The organism is Pseudomonas sp. NPDC090201, from assembly GCF_044746825.1.
Lineage (GTDB): Bacteria > Pseudomonadota > Gammaproteobacteria > Pseudomonadales > Pseudomonadaceae > Aquipseudomonas > Aquipseudomonas putida_AD.
Window position 1 is genome coordinate 154,758 of the sequence record NZ_JBIVCX010000006.1, and the last position, 13,431, is coordinate 168,188.

Below are 13,431 nucleotides of genomic sequence, written 5' to 3' on the forward strand. Positions count from 1 at the left end.
ATTCTTTCAAGAAACGTTTTGAGCCAGATCAGAGCAGCACGACGTCATATTGTTCCTGGGAATACATGGTTTCGACCTGAAAACGGATGGTCCGGCCGATGAACACCTCGAGTTCCGCCACATTACCCGACTCTTCGTCGAGCAGGCGATCCACCACCTTCTGGTTGGCCAGCACCCTATATCCCAGCGCCTGGTAGGCACGAGCTTCGCGCAGAATCTCCCGGAAAATCTCGTAGCAAATGGTTTCAGGGGTTTTCAGCTTGCCCCGGCCCTGGCAACTGCTGCACGGCTCGCACAGCACCTGCTCAAGGCTTTCGCGGGTGCGCTTGCGCGTCATCTGCACCAGCCCAAGCTCCGTGATACCAATGATGTTGGTCTTGGCGTGATCACGCTCCAGCTGTTTTTCCAGCGTGCGCAGCACCTGGCGCTGATGTTCGCCGTCTTCCATGTCGATGAAGTCGATGATGATGATGCCGCCCAGATTGCGCAGGCGCAGCTGGCGGGCAATCGCGGTGGCGGCTTCCAGGTTGGTCTTGAAGATGGTTTCTTCAAGGTTGCGATGGCCGACGAACGCGCCGGTATTCACGTCGATGGTGGTCATCGCCTCCGCCGGGTCGATCACCAGATACCCACCGGACTTGAGCGGCACCTTGCGCTCCAGGGCGCGCTGGATTTCGTCCTCGACACCGTAGAGGTCGAAGATCGGCCGCTCGCCGGGATAGTGTTCGAGGCGGTCGGCGATTTCCGGCATCAGTTCGGCCACGAACTGAGTGGTCTTCTGGAAGGTTTCCCGCGAGTCGATGCGAATCTTCTCGGTGCGGGGGCTGACCAGATCGCGCAGGGTGCGCAGGGCCAGGCCCAGGTCTTCGTAGATGACGCTGGCCGGGCTGATGGTCTTGATCTGCTCGCTGATCTGGTCCCACAGGCGGCGCAGGTAGCGGATGTCCATCATGATTTCATCGGCGCCGGCGCCTTCGGCGGCTGTGCGCAGGATGAACCCGCCCTTCTCCTTGATCCCTTCCTTGGCCACGCAGTCGGTGACTACTTGCTTCAAGCGCTCGCGCTCGGCTTCGTCTTCGATCTTCAGGGAAATGCCGACGTGGGCGGTGCGCGGCATGTACACCAGGTAACGCGACGGAATGGACAGCTGAGTGGTCAGGCGCGCGCCCTTGCTGCCGATGGGGTCCTTGGTGACTTGCACCACCAGGCTCTGGCCCTCGTGGACCAGCGAACTGATGGTCTCCACGGCCGGGCCTTCGCGCATGGAAATTTCCGAGGCGTGAATGAACGCGGCGCGGTCCAGGCCGATGTCGATGAACGCCGCCTGCATGCCGGGCAGCACCCGCACGACCTTGCCTTTGTAGATGTTGCCGACGATCCCCCGACGCTGGGTCCGCTCGACGTGAACCTCTTGCAACACACCGTTTTCGACGACGGCCACGCGCGACTCCATCGGCGTGATGTTGATCAGAATCTCTTCACTCATGGCTTGTTACCTTCCAGGCATTGCCAACAGGGTATGCCGAAACGCTGCAGGATTTCTGCGGTTTCGCACAAAGGCAGGCCGACCACTGCGGAATAACTGCCGCTCAGATGTTCCACGAACACGGCGCCCAGTCCTTGAATCCCGTAGCTGCCAGCCTTGTCGCACGGCTCGCCGCTGGCCCAGTAGGCGCGGGCTTCTTCAGTGGAAATCGCGCGGAAACGCACGCGGCTGGTGATCACGCGAGTCTCGCAGTGCTGCTCGTCGACCACGGCGATGGCGGTCAGGACTTCGTGTTCGCGGTTGGACAGGGCGGCGAGCATGGCCAGGGCGTCCGCCTCATCGACGGGTTTGCCGAGGATGCGGCCATCGAGCACCACGGCGGTGTCGGCGCCGAGCACGCAGGCGGTGGGGTACGCAGGGTCATTGGCCAGTTGCAACAGACCGGCATCGGCCTTGCCACGGGCAAGACGCTCGACATAGGCGGCCGGGGTTTCGTGGTCAAGCGGGGTTTCGTCGATATCGGCGGCGAGCGTGGTGAACGGCACGCCGATCTGGGTCAGCAATTCCCGGCGACGCGGGGAGCCGGAGGCGAGCAGAAGTTGTGGCATGGGACGTCTCCGTGTCAGTGATCACAAGCTTAGGCGTTGCGTGAAAACGGGTGACGCTTCCGTCAATCCTCGCCGCAGATCCCGCTTCTGCCCGAAGGGCGTAGGAGCGTGGCTTGTCCCGCGATCTGCCGGGAACCGGCAGCAAAACCGGTGAATGCATTATGTCTGATGAAACCGGGCTGTATGGTTTCGCTGCCGCTACGCGCCAGATCGCGGGACAAGCCACGCTCCTACGGCCTGCGGCCAGAATCAAAAGCAGTCCTCAATTGATCTTCAAGCGCAACCGCAATCCGCGCAGGCCATAACTGACCCACGGCCACAGCAGGGCACTGACCAGTGCCGGCAACACCAGCGCCAGCGTCGGCTGGCGGTTGCCGGTCAATGCGCTGAGCCACAGCTGCACCAACTGCGCCAGGCCAAAGATCACCAGAATCACCAGGCATTGCTGCCACATCGGGAACATGCGCAGGCGCTGCTGCAACGACAGCACCAGAAAGGTAATCAGCGTCAGGATCAGCGCGTTCTGGCCCAGCAAGGTGCCATAGAGCACGTCCTCGGCAAGGCCCAGCATCCAGGCGGTGACCATGCCGATCTTGTGCGGCAATGCCAGCGCCCAGAACGCCAGCAGCAGCGCGAGCCACAGCGGGCGGAAGATCTCCATGAATTGCGGAAGCGGAGAAACACTGAGCAGCAGGCCGATGACGAACGTCAGCCAGACCACCCAGCCGTTTCGCGCGGGGGCGTGACGAGCCATTATTCTTCCCTCTCGTGCGTTGCCGCAGGGGCCGGCGCAGGCGTTGCAGGCTTGGGCGCAGCGGGCTTGGCCGGTTGATGGGCAGGCGGTTTGCTCGCCGCAGGCTTGGCCGGCGTCGCTGCTGGCGTGTTGCTTGCCGGTGCAGCGGCAGGAGCGCCAGCCGGGGCCGTAGACGTGCTGTGGGCAGGTTTGGGCACGGTGGCCGGAACCACTGGCTTGTTCGGGGTCGCGGCGGGCGCAGCGCCCGGCACGGTGGCTGACGGCACGGCAGACGGATCGGCGGCCTGGCGGTCGAGTGATTCCTGCTGTTGCGCGGCATCGGCAGCGCGCTCTTCGGGCGAACGGCCATCAGAGAACACCAGCAGCAGGTAACGGCTGCGGTTCAGGGCGGCGGTCGGCACGGCGCGAACGATCGCGAACGGCTGGCCGGAGTCGTGAATCACTTCCTTGACCGTCGCCACCGGGTAACCCGCCGGGAAGCGCTGGCCCAGGCCGGAACTCACCAGCAGGTCGCCTTCCTTGATGTCGGCAGTGTCAGCCACGTGACGCAGTTCCAGGCGCTCCGGGTTGCCGGTGCCGCTGGCGATTGCGCGCAGGCCGTTGCGGTTGACCTGCACCGGAATGCTGTGGGTGGAGTCGGTCAGCAGCAGCACGCGGGAGGTGTACGGCATCAGCTCGACCACCTGCCCCATCAGGCCGCGGGCATCGAGCACCGGCTGGCCGAGCACCACGCCGTCGCGCTCACCCTTGTTGATGATGATGCGGTGGGTGAAGGGGTTGGGGTCCATGCCGATCAGTTCGGCGACTTCGACCTTCTCGTTGACCAGCGCCGAGGAGTTGAGCAACTCGCGCAGACGCACGTTCTGCTCGGTCAGTGCAGCCAGCTTTTGCAGGCGGCCCTGGAGCAGCAGGTTCTCGGTCTTGAGTTTTTCGTTTTCGGCGGCCAGTTCAGTGCGGCTGCCAAACTGGCTGGCAACGCCCTGATACAAACGTTCGGGCAGGTCGGCGATCCAGTACGACTGCATCAGCACCAGCGACATCTGGCTGCGAACGGGCTTGAGCAGGGTGAAACGCGCATCCACGACCATGACGGCCACGGACAGGACGACCAGCACCAACAGACGAACGCCCAGCGACGGGCCCTTTGAGAAAAGCGGTTTAATGGGCCGCTCCTTCCAGGGATGCTTGTGTTTGGCTGTGCTTATTCATGGGACATGAAACCGGCCTGGTGCGGGTTGACGGAAATAAGGTGTGCAAGCCTTGCAGCGTCAAGCTCTCAATACAAGAGCGGGACGTCAACAGGTCAGACACAAACGGGCAGCGCCATAAGCGCCACCCGTTCGACATCATGGTGCAATCCGGCGACTTATTCGCTGGAGAGCAGGTCCATGGTGTGCTTGTCCATCATTTCCAGCGCACGACCACCGCCACGAGCCACGCAGGTCAGCGGGTCTTCCGCGACGATGACCGGCAGACCGGTTTCCTGGGCCAGCAGTTTGTCCAGGTCACGCAGCAGCGCACCACCACCGGTCAGCACCAGACCGCGCTCGGCGATGTCCGAAGCCAGTTCCGGAGGCGATTGCTCCAGCGCGCTTTTCACGGCCTGAACGATGGTTGCCAGGGATTCCTGCAACGCTTCCAGCACTTCGTTGGAGTTCAGGGTGAAGGCGCGTGGCACGCCTTCTGCCAGGTTACGGCCGCGTACGTCGACTTCACGCACTTCGCCGCCCGGGTAGGCAGTACCGATTTCCTGCTTGATGCGCTCTGCGGTGGATTCACCGATCAGGCTGCCGTAGTTGCGACGCACGTAGGTGATGATCGCTTCGTCGAAACGGTCGCCGCCCACACGTACGGATTCGGCGTAAACCACACCGTTGAGCGAGATCAGGGCGATTTCAGTGGTACCACCACCGATATCGACGACCATCGAGCCGCGGGCTTCTTCGACCGGCAGGCCGGCACCGATGGCAGCGGCCATTGGCTCTTCGATCAGGAACACTTCACGTGCACCGGCGCCCAGGGCCGATTCGCGAATGGCGCGACGCTCAACCTGGGTGGATTTGCACGGCACGCAGATCAGCACGCGAGGGCTAGGCTGCAGGAAGCTGTTTTCGTGAACCTTGTTGATGAAATACTGGAGCATCTTTTCGCACACGCTGAAATCGGCGATCACGCCGTCTTTCATCGGACGAATGGCAGCGATGTTGCCCGGGGTACGGCCCAGCATGCGCTTGGCTTCCATCCCGACAGCAACGACGCTCTTCTGATTTCCGTGGGTCCGAATGGCCACAACCGATGGCTCGTTCAGGACAATACCGCGCTCACGCACGTAAATAAGGGTGTTGGCAGTGCCCAGGTCGATGGAAAGATCGCTGGAAAACATGCCACGCAGTTTCTTGAACATGGGAAAGGGACCCTAGGGAACGCGTGGGTAAAAAAGTGCGGCAAACTCTAACAACGACAGGGATTTTGGGCAAGGAGCCAATATGTTAAATTGGCTGTTTTTCCGAGCACTACCCTCGAAGATCGCGGCGTTAAGACCGTCTAAATCGCGAAGTGTTCCGCAATCTGACGTACGGTTAAGTCCGTACGCATTCCACTGGAGAAACCCCCATGGCGCTTGATCGCTCCGACGTGGAAAAAATCGCTCATCTGGCCCGACTGGGTCTTAATGACGCCGATATCCCGCGTACTACCGAAGCACTGAACAGTATTCTGGGGTTGGTCGACCAGATGCAGGCGGTCGACACCACCGGCATCGAACCGCTCGCGCACCCGCTCGAAGCCTCGCAACGCCTGCGTGAAGACGTGGTCAGCGAAGCCAATCATCGCGATTCCTATCAAGCCATCGCACCAGCGGTCGAAGACGGCCTTTATCTGGTTCCGAAAGTCATCGACTAAGGGAATGAGCCTGCAATGCATCAAATGACTCTGGCAGAGATCGCTCGCGGTCTGGCCGAAAAAAAGTTTTCTTCCGAAGAATTGACCCGCTCCCTGCTGGCGCGCATCGCCCAGCTGGACCCGCAGATCAACAGCTTCATTTCCGTCACCGAAGACCTGGCCATCACCCAGGCCCAGGCCGCTGACGCCCGCCGCGCTGCTGGCGAAACCGGCGCGCTGCTGGGCGCTCCGCTGGCGCACAAGGACCTGTTCTGCACCAAGGGCATCCGCACCAGCTGCGCCTCGAAGATGCTCGACAACTTCAAGGCCCCGTACGACGCCACCGTGGTCGCCAAGCTGGCCGCTGCTGGCACCGTGACACTTGGCAAGACCAACATGGACGAATTCGCCATGGGTTCGGCCAACGAGTCCAGCCACTACGGCGCGGTGAAGAACCCGTGGAACCTTGAGCACGTACCGGGCGGCTCGTCCGGTGGCTCGGCGGCGGCGGTTGCCGCTCGTCTGTTGCCCGCCGCGACCGGCACCGATACCGGCGGCTCCATCCGCCAGCCTGCCGCACTGACCAACCTCACCGGCCTGAAACCGACCTACGGTCGCGTTTCGCGCTGGGGCATGATCGCCTACGCGTCGAGCCTGGATCAGGCCGGCCCCATGGCCCGCACTGCCGAAGACTGCGCCCTGTTGCTGCAAGGCATGGCCGGTTTCGACGTCAATGACTCCACCAGCATCGACGAGCCGGTCCCGGACTACAGCGCCAGCCTGAACGGCTCGCTGCAAGGCCTGCGCATCGGTGTGCCGAAGGAATACTTCAGCGCAGGTCTGGACTCGCGCATCGCCGACCTGGTCATGGCAAGTGTCGAAGAGCTGAAAAAGCTCGGCGCCGTGGTCAAGGAAGTCAGCCTGCCGAACCTGCAACACGCGATCCCTGCGTACTACGTGATCGCACCGGCAGAAGCCTCCTCCAACCTGTCGCGTTTCGATGGCGTGCGCTTCGGCTACCGCTGCGAAGACCCGAAAGACCTGACCGACCTGTACAAGCGTTCCCGCGGCGAAGGCTTCGGCCCTGAAGTGCAGCGCCGGATCATGGTCGGTGCGTACGCGCTGTCCGCCGGTTATTACGACGCCTACTACCTGCAGGCGCAGAAGATCCGTCGCCTGATCAAGAACGACTTCATGAATGCGTTCAAGGATGTCGATGTCATTCTGGGCCCGACCACGCCGAACCCGGCCTGGAAGATCGGCGCCAAGAACGCCGACCCGATTTCCGCGTACCTGGAAGACTTCTACACCATCACCGCCAACCTCGCGGGCCTGCCGGGCCTGTCGATGCCGGCCGGTTTTGCCGATGGCTTGCCGGTGGGCGTGCAACTGCTCGCGCCGTACTTCCAGGAAGGCCGCCTGCTCAACGTTGCCCATCAGTATCAGCAAGTCACTGACTGGCACACTCGTGCGCCAGCGGGCTTCTAAGGAGAAAACACATGCAATGGGAAGTCGTCATCGGGCTGGAGATTCACACCCAGCTCACCACCCAATCGAAGATTTTCTCCGGTAGCGCCACCACGTTCGGCTCCGAGCCCAACACCCAGGCCAGCCTGGTTGACTTAGGCATGCCCGGCACCCTGCCGGTGCTGAACAAGGAAGCGGTGCAGATGGCGGTCAAGTTCGGCCTGGCCATCGACGCCGAGATCGGTCAGCACAACGTGTTCGCCCGCAAGAACTACTTCTACCCGGATCTGCCCAAGGGCTACCAGATCAGCCAGATGGAGCTGCCGATCGTCGGCAAGGGCCACCTGGACATCACCCTGGAAGACGGCACCATCAAGCGCATCGGCGTGACCCGCGCCCACCTTGAGGAAGACGCCGGCAAGAGCCTGCACGAAGACTACAGCGGCATGACCGGTATCGACCTGAACCGTGCTGGCACCCCGCTGCTGGAAATCGTTTCCGAACCGGACATGCGTTCGGCCAAGGAAGCGGTGGCCTACGTCAAGGCGATGCACGCGCTGGTGCGCTACCTGGGCATCTGCGACGGCAACATGGCCGAAGGCTCGCTGCGTTGCGACTGCAACGTGTCGGTTCGTCCGGTTGGCCAGGTCGAGTTCGGCACCCGCTGCGAGATCAAGAACGTCAACTCGTTCCGTTTCATCGAGAAAGCGATCAACAGCGAAATCCAGCGCCAGATCGACCTGATCGAAGACGGTGGCAAGGTCATCCAGCAAACGCGCCTGTATGACCCGAACACCAACGAAACCCGCGCCATGCGCAGCAAGGAAGAAGCCAACGACTACCGTTACTTCCCGGACCCCGACCTGCTGCCGGTGATCATCGAGGACTCGTTCCTTGCGCAGACCCGCGCCAGCCTGCCGGAACTGCCGCCGCAGAAACGCGAGCGTTTCCAGTCGCAGTTCGGCCTGTCGCTGTACGACGCCAGCGTGCTGGCTTCCAGCCGTGAACAGGCGGATTATTTCGAGCAGGTGGCCGGCATCGCCGGTGACGCCAAGCTTGCGGCCAACTGGGTGATGGTGGAACTGGGCTCGCTGCTGAACAAGCAAGGCGTGGAGATCGACGAATCGCCGGTCAGCGCCGAGCAGCTGGGCGGCATGCTCAAGCGCATCACCGACAACACCATTTCCGGCAAGATCGCCAAGATGGTCTTCGAGGCGATGGCCAATGGTGAAGGCAACGCTGACGAGATCATCGAGAAGCGCGGTCTCAAGCAGGTGACCGACACTGGCGCCATCGAGTCGATCCTGGACGACATGCTGGCCGCCAACGCCGAGCAGGTCGAGCAGTACCGCGCCGCCGATGAAGCCAAGCGCGGCAAGATGTTCGGCTTCTTCGTCGGCCAGGCCATGAAAGCCTCCAAGGGCAAGGCCAACCCGCAGCAGGTCAACGAAGTGTTGAAGCGCAAGCTGGAAGGTTGATGGAGAACGCGGTACGCGTATGAACCGTAGGAGCGCGCTTGCCCGCGATTGCATTTAGTCACAAAGGCATGTGCCGGATGACAGAACCAATCGCGGGCAAGCGCGCTCCTACAGGTTCCATCGAAAATCGCACAAGGACTGTTTTCATGTGGCGGCTCCTCGGCGCTTGCGCCTTGCTCTCCCTGCTGGCCGGTTGCGCCAGCGAAGGCATCATCGATCCACACGGTTACAACGCCACCGGCGGCGCGTCGTATTACGGCTCGCGCCATCAAGGCCAGCGCACCGCCAGCGGTGAACGCTTCGACCAGAATTCCCTGACCGCCGCCCACCGCCAGCTGCCTTTTGGCACTAGGGTGCAGGTCACCAACCTGGACAACGACCGCAAGGTCATCGTCCGTATCAACGACCGCGGCCCGCATACCCGGGGCCGAATCATCGACATCTCCCGCCGGGCCGCCGAACAATTGGGTATGCTGCGCAGCGGAACCGCCCAAGTGCGGGTACAAGCCCTCGACGACTGACCCTGACCGATTTGAAGGTGCCCTGAATTCTTGCCCTGTCGACCCTGCCACTGCCCACGCTGATCGAGCTGGCCTGTGGTCTTCTGCTGATGATCGTCGGCGCCGAGGTGTCGGTGCGTGTCGCCGTGACCCTGGCTGCCCTGCTGAAAACCCGTCCGCTGTTCCTCGGACTGACCGTCGTCGCGCTGGGCAGCAGCGCCCCGCAGATGGCCGTCGGCCTGCAGGCGGCGCTGACTGACAGCACCGACATCGCCGTGGGCAGCGTGATCGGCAGCAACATCTTCAACATTCTGGTCACCCTCGGCCTGTCAGCATTGATCATTCCGCTGCGCGTGGCCCGGCAACTGGTGCGGGTGGATCTGCCGCTGATGATCGGCGCCACACTGCTGGTCGCCGCACTGGCGTGGAATGGCGAGCTGAGCAACGTCGACGGGGTGATCCTGCTGATCGCGCTGGCGGGTTATCTGCTGGTGGTGTCCCGCCAGTTTGCCCACGGCGTGCGCCACACTGCCAGCACCGACGACCTGCCCCGGCGCCGGACCTGGCCGATCATACTGCGCTTGGCGCTGATGGGCGCGGGCCTGACCCTGATGATTCTGGGCAGCCATCTGCTGGTAGGCGCTGCCGTGGTGGTCGCCACGGACCTGGGGCTGTCGGAGCGGGTGTTCGGCCTGACGGTGATCGCCGGGGCCACTTCACTTCCCGCGCTGATGACCTCGCTGGTCGCTGCGGTGCGCGGCGAACGTGACATCGCGGTGGGCAATATCATCGGCAGCAACCTGTTCAACCTGCTGGGGGTGCTGGGCATCACGTCGCTGATCGCCACCGGCCCGCTGTCGATTTCGCCCAACGCGCTGGATTTCGACCTGCCGGTGATGCTCGGCGTCGCCCTGCTGTGCCTGCCGCTGTTCTACTCGGGCTATCGCATCACCCGGCTCGAAGGCCTGTTGCTGCTGGGGCTGTACGCGGTGTACGGGCTGCACATCGTGTCGTTCACCACCGGTATGCCGTTGGCAGAGCGACTTGAGCGCTTGATGATTCATTACGCATTGCCGGTGTTGGCGGTGGGCGTTCTGGTCACGACCTTCCGGGCATGGCGCAGGCAGCACTGACACTCCGATTTCCATCTGTAGGAGCGCGCTTGCCCGCGACGGCGGTGTGCCAGTCGCCGACAGGTTGCCGGACACTCCGCGGTCGCGGGCAAGCGCGCTCCTACAATCAGGGGTGTCTGGCTAGATCCACCCGCCCCACTGCAAAATGAATATCCCGATATTCGTCGTCACTGCCGCCGCCAGGGTGGTCATGACGATGATCGACGCCGCCAGCTCATGATTGCCTTCCGCCGCCCGCGCCATGACGAAACTCGCCGAGGCGGTGGGTGCGCCGAAGTACAGGAACAGGATGCCCAGCTCCGCGTGGCGGAAACCCAGCAGCCAGGCGCCGAAGGTGCAGATCAGTGGCAGCCAGACCATCTTCATCATGCTCGCGCCGATGGCCAGCGAACCGCTTTCACGCAGAGACCTGAGCGACAGCGTGCCGCCGATGCACATCAACGCCAGCGGCAGGGTCATCTGCGCCAGGTAGCTGCCGGAGGTATCGAGCCATTTCGGCAGGCCGATCTGAAAATAGGCAAAGGGCGTTGCCGCGACGATGCTGATGATCAGCGGGTTGGCGACCACGCTTTTGCAGATGCTCCACGGGTCGGATTTGATCACCGGGCTGTACACCGCCAGCACCACCGTGGAGAGGGTGTTGTAAAACAGGATGACCAGCGCCGCGAGAATCGCCCCCAGGGAGATGCCGTAGTCGCCGTACATGCTGGCGGCCAGCGCCAGGCCGATCACCCCGTTATTGCCGCGAAACGCGCCTTGCACATAGATGCCGCGCTCGACGAAGGGCACCCGGTAGATCGCCCAGCCCCACACCAGCGCAAAGCCTGCCAGGGTTGCGACGATGAAATAGACCAGCACACCCGGTTGCAGCGCGGCGTGCAGGTCGGCGTGGATGATGCCCAGGAACAGCAGGGCCGGCATGGTGCAGTTGAACACCAGCGATGAGGCGGTGTGAATGAAGCCGTCGTCGATCCAGCCGACGCGCTTGAGTACCACGCCCAGAAACAGCATGGCGAACACCGGCGCGGTGATGCTCAGGGTTTCCCAGAAAATTGCCAGCATGCACGCTAAACCCTGTCCCGTCGTTAGGTGGCTAATGATAGGCCAGCGGCGAGGCAAGTGTTACCGGCAATTGCAGAGTTATCGTACAACCGGTGACTGTAGGAGCGCGCTTGCCCGCGATGGCGGTGTGTCTGCTGGATCTTCTACGCCTGACACACCGTCGTCGCGGGCAAGCGCGCTCCTACAGGGTTATGTGTCGCGCCCGACGACGGGTTACGCGGCGCGGCGGACGGAGGTCAGGCGGTGTGATCCGAGGGCTGCAATTTCTTCTCGAACACCGCAACCCCATCCAGATCCCGCAGGGTCACGGTCATCTCGCCGCTCTGCCCTTCGATGTTCACCTCGCCAAAAAACTGGAACCCGGCAAACGGCGAGGTGTTCTGCGCGGGCGGTGCCTTCTGGAACACCAGCTCCGGGCCAAAGGTCTTGTCCAGTGTATTGGGCCCGAAACTGCCTGCGTTCAGCGGGCCGGCGACGAATTCCCAGAACGGGTCGAAGTCCTGGAATACCGCCTGGTCCGGGTGATAATGATGGGCCGCGCAGTAGTGCACATCGGCCGTGAGCCACACGGTGTCGCGGATCTTCTGTTGACGCAGGAAGCCCAGCAGCTCGGCCACTTCAAGTTCCCGGCCCTTGGGTGCGCCATTGTCGGTGTTGGCGATGGCCTCCCAGCGCATCACACCGGGGCTGATTTCACCGTCCGGCACGCCCAGGCCGATGGGCATGTCGGCGGCGATGACTTTCCACTGCGCCTGTGAGCCCTTGAGCTCGCGCTTGAGCCAGTCGAGCTGTTCGCGCCCCAGAAACGCCGTGGTCGGCCCCGGCTTGTCGGCCAGGTTCGCATCGTTGCCATCGCGGTAGCTGCGCATGTCGAGCACGAACACATCGAGCATCGGCCCGTAGCTGAGCTTGCGATAGACCCGCCCGCCGTTGTCGGCGCTTTGCAGGCGCATCGGCGCGTATTCCAGAAATGCCTGGCGCCCCCGGGCCGTGAGCACATTGATGTCCTTGACCTTGTAGCGATCATCCAGCTGTTTGCTCGGCGACCAGTTGTTGGTGATTTCGTGGTCGTCCCATTGCCAGATCTGCGGCACTTCGGCGTTGAAGCGGCGCAGGTTTTCGTCCATCAGGTTGTAGCGGTAGGCACCGCGGTACTCATCCAGGGTTTCGGCGACTTTGCTCTTCTCCTCGGTGGTGATGTTGCGCCAGATACGGCCGCCCTCGGTCACCACCTCGGCAGGGACCGGGCCGTCGGCGTAGATGGTGTCGCCGCTGTGGATGAAAAAGTCCGGCAGACGCAGACGCATGGCCTCGTAGATGCGCATGCCGCCGATGTCCGGGTTGATGCCGAAGCCTTGGCCGACCGTGTCGCCACTCCACACGAAACGGATGTCGCGACGGGTCTGCGGCACGCTGCGCAGATGGCCGAACCAGGGTTCGCTGGCGACGCCGGTCTGGGCGTCTTCGAAGAACACGCGGTAGAAAATCGCCTGATCAGTGGGCAGGCCGGTCAACTCGACACGAGCAGTGAAATCGGTGCGCTGGTCGGCCAGCAGCGAGACGGTGCGGCGCGGGTTGCTGAACATGCTGCGGGTGTCCCACTCGACCACCATGCGCGAGGGCCGGTCACTGCGGCTCCAGACCATGGCGCGGTCACCGAGCAGATCGCCGGACTGCACGCCGTCGGTCATTTTCGGGCGGTCCTTGACCGAGGCGATGACCGCAGGCGCCAACCCCGGCAACAGCAATCCGGCGCCAGCGGCCTGGATGATACGACGGCGTGTCAGGTCGAACCGGGTCATTGCTATCCCTCTCTCATGAATGGCAAAAAGAGGACCCTAGCAATGCAATGTTGGGGAAGTGTGACAGCACACTCAGCAATGCACGCGATCGGCCTGATAACGCGCGATATCTGGACCGCCGCCGTGGGGGGGGGGGGGGGGGGGGCGCCCCCCCCCCCCCGCCGGGGGGGGGGGGGGGGGGGGGGGTGTTTTTTTTTTTTTTTTTTTTTTTTTTTTGATTCGCGGGGGGGACGGGGCCGCCCGCAGCGCGGGCACGGCGGC

At 62.9% G+C, this 13,431-nt stretch carries 12 protein-coding genes; 5 read left to right on the plus strand and 7 right to left on the minus strand.

From position 1 onward, the window contains the following. Positions 1-28: 28 nt before the first annotated feature. The 5 genes from rng to mreB form a co-directional block, all read right to left on the minus strand. Positions 29-1,486: a ribonuclease G gene (rng, locus tag ACIPOO_RS18395; protein WP_274133993.1), complete on the minus strand. Its 1,458-nt coding sequence runs from the start codon at positions 1,484-1,486 to the stop codon at positions 29-31. After that, complete coding sequence (locus tag ACIPOO_RS18400; protein ID WP_400608819.1) at positions 1,483-2,094, minus strand: Maf family protein; 612 nt, start codon at positions 2,092-2,094, stop codon at positions 1,483-1,485. Before ACIPOO_RS18400 ends, rng begins: the two co-directional genes overlap by 4 nt. A 262-nt stretch (positions 2,095-2,356) precedes the next feature. Beyond that, positions 2,357-2,848, minus strand: a complete 492-nt coding sequence (mreD, locus tag ACIPOO_RS18405) for a rod shape-determining protein MreD (RefSeq protein ID WP_037012599.1) — start codon at positions 2,846-2,848, stop codon at positions 2,357-2,359. Continuing rightward, entirely contained in the window at positions 2,848-3,981 is a 1,134-nt protein-coding gene (gene mreC, locus ACIPOO_RS18410) for a rod shape-determining protein MreC (protein ID WP_400608942.1), read from the minus strand. The genes mreD and mreC overlap by 1 nt, the downstream gene beginning before the upstream one ends. Positions 3,982-4,214: 233 nt before the next feature. Beyond that, positions 4,215-5,252 (minus strand): rod shape-determining protein MreB, encoded by a 1,038-nt coding sequence (gene mreB, locus ACIPOO_RS18415; RefSeq protein ID WP_020292894.1) that lies wholly within the window; start codon positions 5,250-5,252, stop codon positions 4,215-4,217. A gap of 209 nt (positions 5,253-5,461) precedes the next feature. Here mreB and gatC point away from each other — a divergent pair, with 209 nt between their 5' ends. The 5 genes from gatC (at position 5,462) to ACIPOO_RS18440 (ending at position 10,306) form a co-directional block, all read left to right on the plus strand. Further along, positions 5,462-5,749 carry an Asp-tRNA(Asn)/Glu-tRNA(Gln) amidotransferase subunit GatC gene (gatC, locus tag ACIPOO_RS18420; protein ID WP_074755999.1) on the plus strand — a complete coding sequence of 96 codons (288 nt, stop codon included), beginning with the start codon at positions 5,462-5,464 and terminating at the stop codon, positions 5,747-5,749. A 15-nt stretch (positions 5,750-5,764) separates the two neighbouring features. Beyond that, complete coding sequence (gene gatA / locus ACIPOO_RS18425) at positions 5,765-7,216, plus strand: Asp-tRNA(Asn)/Glu-tRNA(Gln) amidotransferase subunit GatA (protein ID WP_400608822.1); 1,452 nt, start codon at positions 5,765-5,767, stop codon at positions 7,214-7,216. A gap of 11 nt (positions 7,217-7,227) precedes the next feature. Next, positions 7,228-8,673 carry an Asp-tRNA(Asn)/Glu-tRNA(Gln) amidotransferase subunit GatB gene (gene gatB / locus ACIPOO_RS18430; RefSeq protein ID WP_400608824.1) on the plus strand — a complete coding sequence of 482 codons (1,446 nt, stop codon included), beginning with the start codon at positions 7,228-7,230 and terminating at the stop codon, positions 8,671-8,673. A gap of 146 nt (positions 8,674-8,819) precedes the next feature. After that, on the plus strand, positions 8,820-9,194 hold the full coding sequence (locus tag ACIPOO_RS18435; RefSeq protein WP_400608826.1) for a septal ring lytic transglycosylase RlpA family protein: 375 nt from the start codon (positions 8,820-8,822) through the stop codon (positions 9,192-9,194). 59 nt (positions 9,195-9,253) lie between these two features. Beyond that, positions 9,254-10,306 (plus strand): calcium/sodium antiporter, encoded by a 1,053-nt coding sequence (locus ACIPOO_RS18440; protein WP_400608944.1) that lies wholly within the window; start codon positions 9,254-9,256, stop codon positions 10,304-10,306. 120 nt (positions 10,307-10,426) lie between these two features. On the opposite strand, the gene ACIPOO_RS18445 is transcribed toward ACIPOO_RS18440, so the two are convergent. Both ACIPOO_RS18445 and ACIPOO_RS18450 read right to left on the minus strand, forming a co-directional pair. After that, a complete protein-coding gene (locus tag ACIPOO_RS18445; protein ID WP_274136476.1) occupies positions 10,427-11,368 on the minus strand; it encodes an AEC family transporter in 942 nt (313 codons plus the stop codon). A 236-nt stretch (positions 11,369-11,604) separates the two neighbouring features. Next, the gene (locus ACIPOO_RS18450; RefSeq protein WP_400608829.1) at positions 11,605-13,170 is read right to left on the minus strand and encodes an alkaline phosphatase D family protein; all 1,566 of its coding nucleotides are present in this window, start codon (positions 13,168-13,170) and stop codon (positions 11,605-11,607) included. Positions 13,171-13,431 lie beyond the last annotated feature (261 nt).